The 16,184-nt window shown below is 34.4% G+C and carries 18 protein-coding genes; 1 reads left to right on the top strand and 17 read right to left on the bottom strand.

Features of this window, described 5'->3' with window-relative positions:
- Nucleotide 1: 1 nt before the first annotated feature.
- From BIV18_RS06430 to BIV18_RS06410, 5 genes are all read right to left on the bottom strand, one after another.
- Nucleotides 2–286, bottom strand: coding sequence for a transcriptional regulator (locus tag BIV18_RS06430; RefSeq protein WP_075659824.1), 285 nt, complete (start codon nucleotides 284–286; stop codon nucleotides 2–4).
- Between the two features lie 73 nt (nucleotides 287–359).
- The gene (locus BIV18_RS06425; RefSeq protein WP_075659823.1) at nucleotides 360–1,691 is read right to left on the bottom strand and encodes a DNA cytosine methyltransferase; all 1,332 of its coding nucleotides are present in this window, start codon (nucleotides 1,689–1,691) and stop codon (nucleotides 360–362) included.
- 22 nt (nucleotides 1,692–1,713) lie between these two features.
- Nucleotides 1,714–2,934 carry a site-specific DNA-methyltransferase gene (locus BIV18_RS06420; RefSeq protein ID WP_075659822.1) on the bottom strand — a complete coding sequence of 407 codons (1,221 nt, stop codon included), beginning with the start codon at nucleotides 2,932–2,934 and terminating at the stop codon, nucleotides 1,714–1,716.
- A complete protein-coding gene (locus tag BIV18_RS06415) occupies nucleotides 2,934–3,716 on the bottom strand; it encodes an S-adenosylmethionine synthetase N-terminal domain-containing protein (RefSeq protein ID WP_075659821.1) in 783 nt (260 codons plus the stop codon). Before BIV18_RS06415 ends, BIV18_RS06420 begins: the two co-directional genes overlap by 1 nt.
- A 9-nt stretch (nucleotides 3,717–3,725) precedes the next feature.
- Nucleotides 3,726–4,193 carry a P27 family phage terminase small subunit gene (locus BIV18_RS06410; RefSeq protein ID WP_075659820.1) on the bottom strand — a complete coding sequence of 156 codons (468 nt, stop codon included), beginning with the start codon at nucleotides 4,191–4,193 and terminating at the stop codon, nucleotides 3,726–3,728.
- A 263-nt stretch (nucleotides 4,194–4,456) separates the two neighbouring features.
- Here BIV18_RS06410 and BIV18_RS06405 point away from each other — a divergent pair, with 263 nt between their 5' ends.
- Nucleotides 4,457–5,338, top strand: coding sequence for an Abi family protein (locus BIV18_RS06405; RefSeq protein WP_075659819.1), 882 nt, complete (start codon nucleotides 4,457–4,459; stop codon nucleotides 5,336–5,338).
- A gap of 57 nt (nucleotides 5,339–5,395) precedes the next feature.
- Here BIV18_RS06405 and BIV18_RS06400 read toward each other — a convergent pair whose 3' ends face one another.
- The 12 genes from BIV18_RS06400 to BIV18_RS06340 all read right to left on the bottom strand — a co-directional run bounded on the left by BIV18_RS06400 (nucleotide 5,396) and on the right by BIV18_RS06340 (nucleotide 16,114).
- On the bottom strand, nucleotides 5,396–5,944 hold the full coding sequence (locus BIV18_RS06400; protein ID WP_075659818.1) for an HNH endonuclease signature motif containing protein: 549 nt from the start codon (nucleotides 5,942–5,944) through the stop codon (nucleotides 5,396–5,398).
- Complete coding sequence (locus BIV18_RS06395) at nucleotides 5,931–6,293, bottom strand: HNH endonuclease (protein ID WP_075659817.1); 363 nt, start codon at nucleotides 6,291–6,293, stop codon at nucleotides 5,931–5,933. Before BIV18_RS06395 ends, BIV18_RS06400 begins: the two co-directional genes overlap by 14 nt.
- A gap of 99 nt (nucleotides 6,294–6,392) precedes the next feature.
- On the bottom strand, nucleotides 6,393–6,821 hold the full coding sequence (locus tag BIV18_RS06390; protein WP_075659816.1) for a hypothetical protein: 429 nt from the start codon (nucleotides 6,819–6,821) through the stop codon (nucleotides 6,393–6,395).
- Nucleotides 6,822–6,868: 47 nt separating this feature from the next.
- Nucleotides 6,869–8,212, bottom strand: a complete 1,344-nt coding sequence (locus tag BIV18_RS06385) for a DEAD/DEAH box helicase (protein WP_075659815.1) — start codon at nucleotides 8,210–8,212, stop codon at nucleotides 6,869–6,871.
- An 89-nt stretch (nucleotides 8,213–8,301) separates the two neighbouring features.
- Nucleotides 8,302–8,493, bottom strand: coding sequence for a PDDEXK family nuclease (locus BIV18_RS06380; protein WP_268875149.1), 192 nt, complete (start codon nucleotides 8,491–8,493; stop codon nucleotides 8,302–8,304).
- 133 nt (nucleotides 8,494–8,626) lie between these two features.
- Nucleotides 8,627–10,855: a phage/plasmid primase, P4 family gene (locus tag BIV18_RS06375; protein WP_075659814.1), complete on the bottom strand. Its 2,229-nt coding sequence runs from the start codon at nucleotides 10,853–10,855 to the stop codon at nucleotides 8,627–8,629.
- On the bottom strand, nucleotides 10,856–11,242 hold the full coding sequence (locus tag BIV18_RS06370; RefSeq protein WP_075659813.1) for a DUF7768 domain-containing protein: 387 nt from the start codon (nucleotides 11,240–11,242) through the stop codon (nucleotides 10,856–10,858).
- The gene (locus BIV18_RS06360; protein WP_235860807.1) at nucleotides 11,242–13,953 is read right to left on the bottom strand and encodes a DNA polymerase; all 2,712 of its coding nucleotides are present in this window, start codon (nucleotides 13,951–13,953) and stop codon (nucleotides 11,242–11,244) included. Before BIV18_RS06360 ends, BIV18_RS06370 begins: the two co-directional genes overlap by 1 nt.
- On the bottom strand, nucleotides 13,950–14,147 hold the full coding sequence (locus BIV18_RS06355) for a hypothetical protein (RefSeq protein WP_075659811.1): 198 nt from the start codon (nucleotides 14,145–14,147) through the stop codon (nucleotides 13,950–13,952). Before BIV18_RS06355 ends, BIV18_RS06360 begins: the two co-directional genes overlap by 4 nt.
- Nucleotides 14,148–14,158: 11 nt before the next feature.
- Nucleotides 14,159–14,707, bottom strand: a complete 549-nt coding sequence (locus BIV18_RS06350; RefSeq protein WP_075659810.1) for a DUF2815 family protein — start codon at nucleotides 14,705–14,707, stop codon at nucleotides 14,159–14,161.
- Between the two features lies 1 nt (nucleotide 14,708).
- Nucleotides 14,709–15,818, bottom strand: a complete 1,110-nt coding sequence (locus BIV18_RS06345) for a DUF2800 domain-containing protein (protein WP_075659809.1) — start codon at nucleotides 15,816–15,818, stop codon at nucleotides 14,709–14,711.
- Nucleotides 15,818–16,114 carry a hypothetical protein gene (locus tag BIV18_RS06340; RefSeq protein WP_075659808.1) on the bottom strand — a complete coding sequence of 99 codons (297 nt, stop codon included), beginning with the start codon at nucleotides 16,112–16,114 and terminating at the stop codon, nucleotides 15,818–15,820. Before BIV18_RS06340 ends, BIV18_RS06345 begins: the two co-directional genes overlap by 1 nt.
- Between the last annotated feature and the right edge of the window lie 70 nt (nucleotides 16,115–16,184).

Here is a 16,184-nt window from a genome sequence, read left to right as displayed (position 1 = left end):
TTTATTTTCTCGCTCTCTTTATTTCTTCGTAGGCTCTTTGAAGTTCTCTGTCTAAGGTTTCTGCTTCTGCAAAAAGCTCAAATTCTTCATCCGTTAGCTTTCCTTGTGATACTTCCCAAATGTCTTCGTGAGCTTGGTTGGCACATTTCTTTGCTGTTTGTGCTATGTCTAAAAAGTTAATTGCTAGGCCAATCTTTCCTTCTTTCGCCTTTTTTACTCCGTTTTCTGCGTATCTTTTGCAAGCCTTAACTTCTGTTTCTAATCTTTCTAAAATTTCTTGTTTCATGGTTTCTCTCCTTCTCTTCTTTTGTTATACACATATTCCCGTATAAGAGAGGATTAGTCAAGTCCTCTATTGCCTATTTTTCAATATTTACAAGCCTTTTAAAAATATATATAGCACATGGAAGAGCAATTCCATTGCCCCACATTTTATATTCTACTGAATCGGTATGAGGATTTTTAAGCCACTTTAATATCTGCTTATCTGTTTTCTTCTTTTTAAGACCATTTATTTCTGCGTCCTTATCAAAAACTTCTCTCCAAAAGGCCAAGTCTTCGTCTGTTGGATTTTCTATTTCTAAGTTATCACACCAGTAATCTGGGAACCCTTGTAGTCTTCCACATTCTCTTGGTGTTAATCTTCTTACAAGTCTCTGATTAACAAGTGGAGGGTCTTTATAATCAGTGGCAACTAAAGAAGATGATATATTCTTGTCTGCTTTTGTAAAATGAGAATTTTTACTCATAGAATAGATATCTTCAACTATTGCAACTCCACCTTGATTTCTTGTAGGAGTATTCCCCGATGTGTCGATTGTTCTTGAAACGTCACACTCGTAAATATTATGTCTTTCATTTTTAGTATTTTTAGAAGTTTGTCTTATATCATAAACAAGAGGAGGATTTCCTGCTTTTGCTCTTATTGTTCCTGTAATTTCTTCAGATACATCCATCCTTTCTCCACCTTGGTCATTTAGGCAGATTGTTTTATTAAGGCCTCCTTTAGTGGTTTTGGAATTTCCTTCCCCTTCCTCTTTGCTCTTTCTAAAATCCCTTGGCAGGCTTTTGGTGTCAAATAATATTTCTCTGGCACCTCTTCCTCCAAAATCTGCGACAAGAAAGATTCTTCTCCTTCGTTGGGGCACTCCAAAGTATTTAGCATCAAGGACTCTCCAAGCAATGGAAAATTCATCTCCCATGATTTCTCCAGCATACTTCCACTTGTTAGCTTTAGATATTGATACGCTGGAATTTTTAATTCTTGTAATTTCTTCAAGGACGCATCTAAAGTCTTCTCCTTTGTTAGAGGAAAAGGCTCCTGGTACATTCTCCCATAGGATATATCGTGGATATTTTCCACCTGTTTTACACCTCATTTCTTTTATTATTCTTATTGCCTCATAGAATAGATTAGATTTAGAACCTTTAAGACCATCTCTTTTACCTGCGATAGATAAATCTTGGCAAGGGCTGCCAAAAGATATTATGTCTACTGGAGTAATTTCTCCTCCATCAATATCTTTTATATCTCCTAAATGCTTAACTTGAGGCAGGTTTTTCTGTGTAACTCTTATGGCAAATGGCTCAACTTCAGATGCCCATACAGGTTTAATGCCAGATTTTATTGCAGCTAGTGGAAAACCTCCACTACCATCAAAAAGTGAACCAAGGGTTAGCTTAGTATTCATCTTTAACTACCTCTGAATATTTTTATTCCTTACCATCTCTTAGTAGCCTTATTTCTTCATCACTTCCAACTAAATTCAAATATCTTTTAACTGCTACGTCTACAAATTTAGGCTCTATTTCTACACCAAAGCAAGTTCTATTTATCTGTTCACAGGCGATAAGTGTAGACGCACTCCCAAGAAATCCATCAAGGACTAAGCCGTTAGTCTGTGTAGATTGTTTAATTAGATAAGCCATGAGTGGTACTGGTTTTGATGATGGATGACCACAACCTTCTTTTTCTGAATCTTTAATTCCATCAAATTCAAAGACTGCTGTTTGTTTTTGATCTCCATACCAGTTATGTTTTCCATCTTTTCTCCAACCAAAGATAATAGGCTCCCTATTAAATTTCCAATCTGTTCTCATAAAAGGTGCTCTTGGTTTTTTCCAAATAAGCCCTGCACCAACTTTAAATCCTGCATCTTCAAAGGCATCATAGAAAACTCTAGCTTTCATCGTTGCATAGAATTCATAAATTGATGCATCCTTAGCCATTGCGTCTTTAAAGTTTGTAAAGACTTTCATTAAGAATTCATAGGCTTCTTTATCATTTAAGTTGTCATTTTTAATCGTTCCCGATTTATTTTTTAATTCAACAAAATATGGTGCATCGGTACATACTAAATTGACCTTAGTATCACCTATTAACTTTTCAAAAGTCTCCCACTGAGTAGAATCACCACAAGTAACTTTATGTCGACCTAGAGTCCAAATATCTCCTTCCTTGGAAAAAATAGGCTTTTTAAGTTCTTCTTCAACATCAAAGTCATCTTCTTCAGCCTCTACACCAAGGTCAAAGAGCAAAGATAATTCTTCAGTTGAAAATCCTGTAAGCTCTACATTAAATCCATAATCTTCTAGGGATTCAATTTCAACTCTCAATAGTTCTTCATCCCAGCCAGCATCTAAACTTAACTTATTATCAGCAAGAACATAAGCTTTTCTTTGTGCCTCTGTGAGATGATTTTCTAAAATACATGGAACTTTCTTTAGTCCAAGTTTCTTAGCCGCTAGAAGTCTGCAATGTCCTGCTGTAATAACATTCTCATCTGAAATTAAGATAGGATTTAAAAATCCAAATTCTTTTATAGATGCAGCTACCTTATTAATTTGTTCGTCAGTATGCGTTCTAGCATTATTAATATATGGGATGAGTTCATCTACATTTTTTAATTCATATTGTAATAGTCCTTCTTTCATTAGATGAGCCCCCACTTTGCAAATTCCTCAAAACCACCAATAGATTTTACATAGTCTTTGGCAATTTCTACTATTTCTTCATAGGCTTTACCATCAACAGTTTCATCTCCAATTGCACAGGATAATTCAATCTCTCTTTTCTCTTCTTGTGCCTTTAGGTGGGCATAAATATTAATTGATACATCAGCCTTAGATAGGTCTTTACCATGAATGCCTCCACCAGTTACAGCTCGACCCATATCTGAACCTAGCTTTCTATTGGTTGCTCCAGTATCTACATTAAATCCTCCAGTCCAATCTCCTAAAGGATTAATGATTGCCTTCGGATAGATTGACTTTAAGATTTTTGTAGATACATTAGACTGGCAAATAATAAGTTTATCTCTATCAAGAATATATTTCCCATCATATGGGTAGTTCCTATAAATTTCTCTGGCTATAGTTGAGAGTTCCTTTTCTTCTTCAGATGTAGGCACTCCTTTAAATATTCCATTATCCCCACATCTAATCTTTTCTTTTTGATTGTTCGATAAGTGAATGTCTTGCTTTACAATTTTTACATCGGCTTTTACTTCTCCTGCTATTCTATTAATAGCTGATTTGATTTCTTCAACATCTAACTTGCAGTCCGTTTCAATAATCACATGACAATCACCATGACCAAGCAAAACCTCGACTGCAATTTTAGGGTTCTCCTTTTCTTTATATGCTAAATCTACAATTGCACCTGCAATACAATCTGCCTGTTTGTCAGGGTGCTTTGGATTTACTTTTTCAAACATTTAATCACCTTACTTTCTACTTCTTAGTAATTTTTCCATCATATCTTCTCCATAGTCTTCATAGACCTCCGTACAATTTTCTTTTACAATGTCATAAATTTCATACCATAGAAGATTAGCCGTCTTTTGAAACTGGTTAGACATCTGTACAAAGGGAGATGCTATAACTCCACCTGTTGTTGGATGTTTTCCTAAAAGTCCAAACTGACTGATAGCTTCCTCACATTGAATATATCGTGCAAAGGCCTGTGAGTAAGATTCCAATAGTCTTGGATTTACTAGATTCTCACAATTTCTTTGTTTTAGCCAAGACCATGTTTCTTTATATATTTCATCAGCACCTAGTGGTATTCCATTCTTTTGCTTTGCAGATAAGTAATCACTAGGGCTTGGCATATCTGTTCCATCAAGAACAGCACCGTCTGGTAAGTCAACTGCATCTATTTCTTCTGGAGTGAATGTTGGAATATCATTCATTAGTATTTCTACTTTTTTACCTTTTTCTATTTTTTCAGCAGCAGGCTGAGGTTTTCCTCCAGCTTTTACTCTTCTTCCACCTCTATATGTTCCATCTTTAGCGATAGTATCACCTCCTAGTTATTTTATTTCTTTTCTCATGTATGTTATTGACTTTGACTAGTTATATGTTATAATTAATTTAACAGAACCTCTCCACGCTTAATGTAGATTTTCTACATGCGGACCACGGAGAGGGCTTTTTTATATTAAGGAGAACTTATATGACATTAAAACCTGCTTTAAACTACGAAGATCAAATTACCAAATTAAAAATTGACCATAACTTAAAAATCAAAGATGAAGTTTATGCAACAGAAATTTTGAAAAAAGTAAATTATTACAGACTTTCAGGTTATGGTATTGGTCTTAAAAAATACAATAATAAAGAGCATTATAAGAATCATATTACTATTGAGCATCTCTTTAATCTTTATTGCTTTGATAGCAAATTTAAAAACAACCTCATTAGAACTATTGACCAAATTGAAATAGAGCTTAGAACACAAATTGCTTATCACCTAGCTATGACGTATGGTTCCGATGTACTTATGCACGAAGATAATTTTATTCATAAAACGAATAAAAAAGGCCAAACCATATATTCCATCATAAATGAGAATCTGAGCAACGAAGTTGACAGACAAAAGAATAAACCATTTGTTAAACACCACCTAAAAAAATATGATGGAAAGTTTCCAATCTGGGTATCCGTTGAACTCATGTCTTTTGGAAATTTATCTTCTTTGTTTAGTATTCTTAAGGATGAAGATCAAAAAGAAATTTCTAATTATTACAACACAGATCCTAAATATTTAAAAAATTGGATTCTATGTCTCGTTGAAGTAAGAAATATTTGTGCCCATTACACTCGACTTTATAATATGCCTTTAAAAGAAACTCCCCTTCTTTATTCTGAAAACGAACAATATAAGGGCAAACAAAATAAAATATTCCCCATTCTTTTAATCATAAAGAGAATTTTAAACTCAAACGACCAATGGGAATCCCTTTTAAAAGATTTAGAAAATACCTTTAATAAATACCAAGGCTACTTCAACTATAAATTTATGGGTTTTCCTCCTAATTGGAAAGATATTCTTTAATACCCCCTTTGAACCCGTTTTTTTGTGCGTGAGAGTGCGGCACCGTTGGTAGGAAAATCAGTCGTAGAGATTGTTACCGCCCCTCATCACCTCGCAAATATCTTTTTGCCATGTTCTGCCTCTAGTTATATCCGATACATGCTTCTGACTTATATTAAACCAAAGTGCTAATTCTTTTTGCTTATAACCAAATTGCTTTAGCCACCTTATTTTTAAAATATCTATTAGCTTGAGTTTTGAACCATTAGAACTCTCTCCGTGTCTTAAGCAGGCAGCTGTACCATGTCTAATTGAATCCATTATATTTTCTTGCTGGGTTCCCCACTCTAAATTCACTACTCTGTTATCTAAGCGATCCCCATTCAAATGTCTACATACATAGTCGTCAAGTCTATATCCTTTGAATGCTTGTAATACTAATTTATGAACTGGTTCTTTGTGCCTTCTTACTGGGGAGTTGTTGTCCCTTACAGTTACATGTAAATAATCTTTATGAATTCTTTGACTAATCTTTATTTCTACACCACTTCTCATAGAATAAATATTTCCATACTCATCGGCATAATAACCTGGATAAGAAGGTATTGGTTTCTTAATTATTTTCATTCCATCTATCTCCACGCTCAGCATGAATCTTTGAATGACAAGATTTACAAAGACTCATAATATTGTCGTCGTCATTAGTTCCAACACGAGAAAGAGGAAGTATGTGATGTACTTCCTCTACCTTAGTCATTCTATTTTCTTTTAAACACATCTCACAAAGCGGATGCTCTGCTATATATCTTTTCCTTATAACTCTCCACGCTTTCCCATAACGTTTATGAGTATTAGGGTCTCGTTTATATTTTTCATAGTTTTTGTTATATCCTTTTTCATGTTTCTTACAGAATCGTCCATCAACTAACTCTGGACAACCTGGATGTGAACATGGTCTCTTAGGTTTTCTTGGCACTTTATCACTCCATAAAAAAAGCCCTGAAGATTTTATCTCCAAGGCTCGTTTTATTATTCTTTTGCTATTCTAACTATACTACAACTCCATAGTGACATTCTATGACATTTCATGACAAGGTTTGATTAGCTTTGAAGTTTCTTTTAACCCCAGATTGTGAAGTCTATGAATATGTCTAATATCGTAATTCATATCAACTGCTATCTTCTCCCAAGTCTCAAAGCAAAGATATCTTTTTTCAAGGATAACTTGAAGTTCTTTATTTTGAATCTGTTTGATTGTTCCAACCATCTCTGCTTTTAAATCTACAAGTTTATCTATATCCCTATTAATCTCTTCTTGGAGATCTACAATCTTAACAATAGCATCTTCAAGTTTAGATGTTCCTCTACTGGGACTCTTAGGCATATCCGATAAGGTCGATGTAGCTTTTGTAGCTAGTGCATTTAAACTTTCAACTTGCTCCAGCTTGCTATTAATTCTTTTGTCTAAATAAAATGCTTGCTGTAAATATTCTTTAGCTTTCATGCTTACCTCCATGTTTTTTTGAGGTAAGTTCTCTATAGAACCTCTACTCATTTTAGATTTGCTTTTACTGCATCTATAAGTGCAGCTTGTGTTTTATTCTTATTTTCTAAAGCTTTCATCACATCTTCATCAATAGTTCCTTTTGCTAATATATGATGAATCACAACTGTTTCTTTCTGTCCCTGCCTATAAAGTCTGGCATTGGTTTGTTCATAAAGTTCTAAAGACCAAGTAAGAGAAAACCAAATAAGTGTTGATCCTCCCGCTTGCAAGTTTAGTCCATGGCCAGCAGATACTGGATGGATAATGGCAACCGGAATTTTACCTTGATTCCATTCTTTAAAGTCCTCACTTGTTTTAAGTTCTTTTACATCAAACTTATCTTTTATTCTTTTTAAATCTGACTTATAGCAATAGGCTATCAGAACAGGTTTACCGTTTGCGCCTTCTATCAAATCTTCTAAAGCATCAAGCTTTCTATCATGAATATGAATCATATTTTTATCTTCATCATAAACTGAGCCTGACGCCATTTGCAGTAACTTATTAGAAAGTGCAGCAGCATTAACTGCATCTATATCTTTATCCTTAATACTAACAACCAAGTCTTTTTTTAAGGTCTCGTAGATATCTCTTTCTTTATCTGATAGATTTACAAAAACTTCATTGTTTATCTTCTCTGGCATTTTTAGATAGTCTTCAGCTTTCATAGAAACTGCGATATCTGATATCTTTTCATAGATTGCATCTTCAGCAAAAGGAAGTGGCTTATAGGAATAAATGATTGGTCCGTTTCTCTTATCTGGTTTGAAGTATATTTCCCTGTACTGACCAATAAATCTTCCAAGTCTTTGACCCATATCAAGCAGTCTAAACTCAGCCCATAAATCCATTAGACCGTTAGATGATGGAGTTCCAGTAAGACCAACTATTCTTTTTACCTTTGGTCTAACTTTCATCAAAGCTTTAAACCTCTTTGACCTATGAGATTTAAAGGATGATAGTTCATCAATTACGATCATGTCGTAGTTAAAGGGTATTTCACTCTTATTTATTAGCCAGTCTACATTTTCTCTATTGATTAAATAAATATCTGCTTGTTCTTCTAATGCTTTTATTCTTTCTTTTTCACTTCCTATTGCTACTGAATATTCTAAGATATCAAGGTGAGACCATTTTTCTATTTCTTCCTCCCAAGTGTTCCTGGCAACTCTTAGTGGTGCTATGATTAAAACTTTAGAAATTTCAAAAGAATCAAAGAGTAAATCTTTTATAGCTGATAAGCTTATAACCGTCTTGCCGAGACCCATGTCCAGTAGAAGTGCTGATTCTTTGTTTTCTTTTATAAATTCAGTAGCATAGTTTTGATATTTATGTGGAGTGTATTCCAATTAGTCACCTCCGATTCTTTTTATTATTTCGTCAATGTTTTCTTTGGAATCAAGAACATAAACCTTAAAACCTAACTTTTTAAATTGTCTTATTCTTTTTTCTGAATTGGTCTTGGTTCTCCTCCAGGTCTTTTTGTTTCCACAAATCCTATCTTTCCTTTAGGTAGAAATATTAACCTATCTGGTATTCCCGTCATTGAAGGAGATGTAAATTTAAGACAAAGACCACCATGGAGTTTTACCTTGTCGACTAAGGCTTTTTCTATTTCATTTTCTAACATATAAACCTCTATTTTTAGCCATTGTGCAAGTCGTGAAACTCTATTATATAACTATTATATATAACTAAAATTTAATTTACTTACTATATAATAGTTATATATATGACATTCACGACCTGCACTTCTTGTATTTTTACACAAAATCTGACTTTAATTTAAGTCCATTAATCACAATTCCTTGATTAGTTTTTCTCCTCATAAATCCATTGGATGAAAGAGCAGAATAAAAATCTGTTGTAGACCTTACATAATCTCCAGTTCTTAAACAATAGGCTCTATATTCTTGATAGACTTCTCCAGACTTTTCTTCATAGGATGAATCAATCTCACAGCACTCATTTAAGAAATGCTTGAACCAGTTATTCGATTCTTTATATTCATTGATGGCATCTGCTACTTTTTTAGGTAGGCTGAATTTAAAATCTTCATCAATAGCCTTTTTAGCACCCTCGATTAACCACTTGAGAACTGCTCCTCCAGCCTTATCTACTAAATAATCAGTGTAGTTTTTAATATCGCTACTTCCCTCAATTTTCGCCTCAAAAGGAATTACAATAAGTCTTCTCCAAGTTCCTTCATCTAAGGCACCCACCCTTGGTAGGTGGTTAGTATAAAGGACAAGGGTATGAGAAGGTATGAACTTAAATGGATCTCGATATTTTTTCTCTGCTACAATTTCATCCGTAGAACAAAGCTGTTTCACATTTGAAGTATTAAGTCTTAATCCTTCCTGCAGTTCTGCTGCAATTAGTAATCTCTTGCCTCTTGTTTCAGCAAGTTCTGGCTTGGCATTTCTCTTAGAATTAACTGTAAGAATATCTGCTGAGATTGACCCACTATATAGATTTAGAACTCTTGATATAGTATTCCAAAATGTGGACTTTCCATTTCTACCATCACCATAAGCTATAATGAGAGCCTCAATATAGACCTTTCCGATTAGAGAAATACCAGCCACTTTCTGCACGTATTCTATAAGTTCTTTATCATTTACAAAAAATGTATCCAGGGCATCAAGCCATATATCCATATTTTCATCACTTGGATCCATAGACGTTTCTTTGGTTATATAATCATCTGCCTTATGTTCTCTGCATTCTCCAGTTTTTAAATCTACTGTAAATGACGGAGTATTTAACAAGAACTCGTCTGTATCAAGTTCTCTTTGGTCTATTTCAAGCATCGGCTTTGATTCCTTTAAAGTTGCATGGATAGCTCTGGTATCTCCTCTTTTTACTGCATATTTCTTATATGCCTCAAGCGAAGTTAATTTATAGTAAATAGATTTTTGACTTTTATCAAAAACCTCCATTGCCTTTTTCTCACTCATTGAAGACATGATATCTCTAACTCCTGATTTCTTAATGTCTTCATCCATTTTCAAAAGTTCATTGTCTATTTCTTCTATTTGTTTTAACACTAAATCTTGAGAATATCCTTGTGCTTTTAGTTCAGATTCCTCCCAGTAAGAAGCGTTGTAAACAAGAAAACCTGTAGAAGGTGAAAAGCGAATTCTATCTTGGTATTCTCTAACAAAAACTTCTGCCTGACCTATGTCTGAAAATTCTGACGGTCTTAAATTTATGCCTTCAGTATATTCTTCAGGTGGAACATAATCTTCACTTGCAGCTACCTTTTTATAGAACTTACAAGCTGACCTCCATATTTGTTCTAACTCCTCCTCTTCTAATGGTGGTGAACAAAGTGATGCTTTTTTATCGAATAATTCTCTTGCCTCATCTGTATTTCCATATCGAATTAGAACCCTACCAGCAAAATGGTTCATAGTTGAATTTCTAGAGCCTTGCTGAATTAAGTCTTGAGAGTTATCAAAATCCTCAAAGTCATCTTTTAAAATATCAGTTATATATTTCCTTCCCCTAACTATTTCAACAGCAGGATTCTTAACTCCAAAGAAAAATCTCGCCTCATCTAAGGCATTGCCATCAAAGAAAGTATAAGTCTCTGCCAAGCTTTCTTTTATGCCTACATATTCAGCTAAATTTGTGATCTTAGGAATTGGAAAATATATGTGCATTCTTGGTCTTGCAGCTTTTCCATTTTTTTCTTTTCTATGGTTTCTGCTGTAAACTATGGCAAATTTAACTCCATTAAATATTCTCTTTAAATCATTCATTGAAATCCAATCATCTGGATTTTCTGAATGGTCATTATCTATATCCATGGGAACACATTCTGACTCTATAAAATTATCGTTGGACCTGTAGGAATTTTTATACTTAGCCATTACATGATCAAAACTTGCGGCTTTCTCAAATGACCTAACATCTACTGCATTGACCTCATTTGGATAAACACAATTTGACTCAACTCCTATTAAATTTGAGGTGTATATTTTCAATTAGGATACCTCCTTTATATAGCGAATCTTCATTTTTCTCTTCTCAGCAACTCTTATTTCTTCAGCCATTCCTAGACTTATATAGTCACCAAAGACCCATACTTCTTCACATTTACCAAGAAAGACATAATTAAAATGCATTGCAAGTCTTCTCTCACTTTCATCACTCATAAACTGTGGAAATAGAAGATGTGGTGCTATGGGAATGTTTCCTTTATCTAAGGCATATCGAGAATACTTCTGTGCCTTGATTACATTATTTTCAACATCTCCAGAAAATGGACTGCAGATATATACCAAAGGATAGTACCTCTTCTCTGCATTTTTAATTGCTTGATAAGGAGTGGGGTCCTTGCACCCACTCCTGTTGTATAATTCTTTATTCATTAGGCTGCCTCCTTAATTTCAATTAAAGGAACATAACCTTCTGATTTTAAAAGATTGTAAATAAACAGTCTGCCTTTTTGAGTCCAGTAAGTGTGTATTTTTGTGCCAACCTCTCCATTTCCTTTATTAAATGGATAAGTTTTTGTACAAGTATATCCTTCCTCTGCGTAATCTTCATACAAAAGCCATATATTACCTTGCTTAAACTGAACTCCCAACTCATGAAGTTTCTTATTCATTTTTCTGGCAGACCAACCATAGTCTTTGGCAATCACTGTTATTGCCACAGCTTCTTTACAGGATAAGGCAATATCGTAATAGGATGCCTTTGGTTTCATCTCTAGATTCTGTTGTTTTAGGATTAGCTTTTCTTGCCTTTCTCTTTTTAATTCTTCTAGTACTAAGATAAATAGATCTGGGTTGTCTAAGAGTTCATCTGTTGCATACATTCCATGTTTTCTAATACTCGGTAAAACTTCGCTTGTAACCCATCTTTTAAATTTTTTAGCTTGAGGTAACTTGCTAGATAGAATTAGACTATATAGACCAGATTCGTTAATACATGTTGGAGTTTGCTCTCTTCCGATGGAGTCACGAATCGTTACCCCATCTCTTTTATCCTCAGTATCTACATGGTCGATTATTGCCTTTCTAGTATTTGTATAGCCTAAGTTCTCAGCTATGTCTTTACCTACAAACCAAGGTTCTCCATCAATTACCATTGTTCTTATATCTTTAAATTCGCTATTTCTAAAAATTTCTATGTTCATAAAGACCTCCTTAGTCTTTTTTATAAAATTCACTTTCAAATCCATCTGCACCAAGAATAAGTCCAGTGCCCAACTAGGAACTATGGACATGATTTCATTTATTTCTTCGATACTAGATGAATCACTTTCTATTACAACTTCATCATGAATATGCATGACGATATTAAATCCTTTTTTCTCAAGTCTCATCATAGCCTCAGCTAAAATATCTCTTGCTATGGCTTGAACAATATTTTCTACAAATTTACCGCCGTAGGATTCTATCTTGTCCCACTTATTTCCTACTACTGTTCCTTCGTAAACAATTGATTCACCACCGAATCGATTCATCCCTATCTTTGCCTTTGGATAAGCAAGTCTTCTTTTTGAAGGAAGTTCTATAAAAAGAATGCCTTTTTCATAGCTAATAACTAGGCTCTTATATTTTTCTTTAGTTCTAGTCTTTATAACTCTTTTTACGACTGAATCTATATCCCACCAAAGACTTACTATATTTGGATTAGCCTCTCGCCAGGAATCGACTATTGATTGAAGTTCATCTTCAGATAAACCCATCTCAATTCCACCCATTGCTTTAAGAGCACCTAAGGCCCCTTGATAACCACAAGCTAAAGTCGCTATCTTTCCTTTTTGTCTAAGATGACCATTTACTCCATGCTTTTCAACTGGCACTCCAAACATCCTCGATGCTGTTCTGCAATAGATATCTTCTCCATTTTCAAAGGCATCCAATACCCATTGTTCTCCTGCAAGCCATGCAAGGACACGAGCCTCTATTGCTGAAAAGTCAGAAATAATAAACCTGATGCCTTCTTTTGCTATAAAGGCTGTCCTTATTAATTGGGATAAAATATCAGAGGGTGATTCATATAGAATCTCCATAGTTTCGTAATCTCTATTTTTTACAAGACTCCTAGCTAGGTCTAAATCTTTTAGATTGTTTCTCCTTAAGTTTTGAACTTGAATAAGCCTGCCCGAATATCTTCCAGTTCTATTTGCTCCATAAAATTGGATCAGACCCCTTGCTCGATTATCTTTTCCTTTTACATTTTTCATAGCATCATATTTTCTAACTGAAGACTTAGATAATTCCTGTCTAAGTTCCAGTACTTCTTTAATATCTCCTTCAGCATTTTTAAGAGCAGACTCTACATCTTTCTTAGCTAAGGAATCTATCTCTATGCCTTTTTTATTAAGCCATTCTTTTAGCTGTAAGGGAGAGTTTGGATTCTCAAGACCAGTTAATCCTATGGCTCTATCCATGTTTTCATCTCGTAATATCTCATCAAATTTAATAGCTGAATCAACTAAAACTTCATCAATTAAGATTCCTCTGTCATTGATGTTTTGGTCTATCCAGTAGTTTTCCCATTCTGATTGAGGCATAGGAAAGGCTGATAGTTTTTTCTTTATAGCCATTTCTGTTTCCACATCTCTTTGGTTATATTCCTTAAAGGTAGACCACTTTCCCAAATCATGATGTGGTAAATTTCTTGTCCTCATACCATTGGTTTTAGTAGGTTTACATGGAATAGAAAAATATTTAATAAGAGCCTTGCCTTCATTCATCTTTTGCTTATCTAGTTTTAAAACATCTCCTACTTTTTCAAGAGATAGAGGTAGACCAAGATAAGCTGACCAAATCATGGTACAATACCAGCCTTGAGGTTTTAATCTCTCTCCAAGAAATTTTGATAAACACACCCTTTCAAAATTTGCATTAAAGGCCCACTTTTCTATACTTTCATCACTAAGCGCTGATAATATTTCTTCAGGAATAATCTCTCCACTTGCCAAATCTATGACCTCAACTCCTCCATCATCAATAGAATAGGCAAAGAGGAGGATTTCAAAATCCTCACTCTCGGCATATTTGTATACACCACTTTTGCCTAAATCAATTGAAGAGAATGTTTCAAGATCTATTGATATTTTTTTCATTTATATTTAATTTGGTTTAATGATTGGATGCATTCATCAACAACTCTTTGTGTTTCATCCAATCGCCTTTCTATATCCTTATAAATTTCCCTGATTCTCTTTTGTGTTTCATTAATTTGAGCCTGAACATAGCCTAACTTATACCAGTAGTAAGACCATAATCCCATCAAAATAGCTAAAATTGTTTCTTTCATATAAAGTCCTCCTATGCTAAAAAGTCGTCATTGTCATCCATGGCATCAAAGTCATCTGCTGCGTTAGACCTATTTCCTAGAGGTTGACCATCTCTTAGTTTTTGAATATTTCCAAGGCCAACGGCCACTCCTTTATTACCATTTACGTTGTAGGCGTAGAAGTTTAGTGATACCCTTGCATAAACTCCTGAGTAAACTTCACTTCTATCAAGAATTGGTTCTACGTTTCTATCTACAATTTGAGGTGCTGTCATAGAGTTGGCATTTAAGAAGTATGCATCAGCATAAGCCTCATCATCTTTTTCTGTGTCGCCATCTCTTAATGGAAGCTTGATAGCTTTCTTATTAGGTTTTTTTCCATTGAATTTAGAAAGTCCTTCATCAATAGCAGCATCTACTGCTTTTTCAATCTTCTCGATTGTATTTTGGTCGCTCTTTGGGATAATGACGGATACTGAGTATCTTTCTTTACCACCATTGATTGACTTTGGTTCCCATACATTTGCATAGCTTAATCTAACTTCACCTGTAATTACTTTTGTTTTATTCATATTTGACATATTATTTACCTCCGAATTCTTCTTTAACATTGTCAATTTTTACTTCTTCTCGCTTGTCATCAATGCTTACTAGGGTTAACTTTCCTTTTGGTTTTTCTAATAAGTCAGTGATATTTTCATCAAAGACTTTCTTACCTAGTAACTTAGTCATAGCTGTGATGCCAAGTAACTTTTCTTCAAAGGGATTAAATCCCAGTTCTTTTACTTTATTTATAACTTCATCTTCATCTCGGTATTTCCTATTAGACCTACCTTCTACAAGTTTTAGGTCTTTCCACCTGTGACCTTTAAGGGCTCTTTCTAATGCATAAGCCTTGATATCTTTTGTCCATAGTTCCAGTTCGTCTAGTTTTGGTAAGATTTCTTCAATTTCATCGTCAGATAGTTCTGGTGGTAGGGTAAATTCATCTTGTGCTAGTTTTAGGTTCTCTTCTGCTCTTTTCCTACATTTATTCTTTGCTTTACAGAATATGCACCATTCTCCACAAGAGAATTCTCCTTCTCCTTTGTAAGCTTTCTCTGCAATCTCTCGTACAGATTCTCCCCACTTATATAGTTCTGTCTTATTGATTTCATAAGTTGAGATATTGCACCTTCTTGGTTGATAGATGTGATGAACTACTTTCTCAATATCATAAATTCCATCAAAGAGAGTCAGAGCACCGAGTCCATATAACATGAGTTGTGTGTTTTCTTTTGTATCTACAAAAATATATCCAGTCTTTAAATCTACTATATGGAGGTCATTACCACTTACAACTACACAGTCAGCTGTGCCAAATGACTCTTTAACATAGTCTGATAGGTCAAGCCTTTCTTCTACAAAGACGGCTGGGCTTTCGTACCTACTTATTACTTCAGTTACATATGATGCATATCCTTCAGTTAACTCCTCCATTTCTTCATCATAAAAATTCAAATCATTAGTAGGATCTTTGATATCTAAGCCTAATAACTTTTTAAGCTTATATTCTGCTAAGGCATGAGCTGAGGTGCCTTCAAGTGCATAAGGACTAACCTCATCTTCATATTTTTGAGAAAGCATAACGCTTGGTGGACAGTGAATCCAACGTGAACTACTTGATGCAGATAATATTGCATGATCACCCATTAGAGTTTCTCCACATCTGCTACCAAGTCTTTATAGTTACCTGGATCAATCTCAGATAGCTTTTTAGCCCCATACTTTTCTAATAGTTCTCTTATCTTAGCCGTATAGGCTAATCTTGATTTATCAGCTAGTATTTTTCTAACATCTTCAATCTCATAGGTCTTTTCTTCTTGTTTTACCTTTTCTTCTTTAGGCAGTTCCTCATCACTTTCTAGTGCTGTGAGAAGGACACCTATACTAGATGCAAGATTCTCTGCATCTTCTTTGATTTCCATCAGTAGCTTTATTCTTGACATCTTTTTTACCCTCCATTTCTTTTAATAACTGTCTTGCTAATTTCCTAGCTACAATTTATATGGCATATAA

The sequence above is a fragment of the Peptoniphilus grossensis genome, from assembly GCF_001940285.1.
GTDB classification, from domain to species: domain Bacteria; phylum Bacillota; class Clostridia; order Tissierellales; family Peptoniphilaceae; genus Peptoniphilus_A; species Peptoniphilus_A faecalis.
Note: the sequence above shows the minus strand (reverse complement) of the source record. Positions and strands in the feature narration are given on the sequence as shown.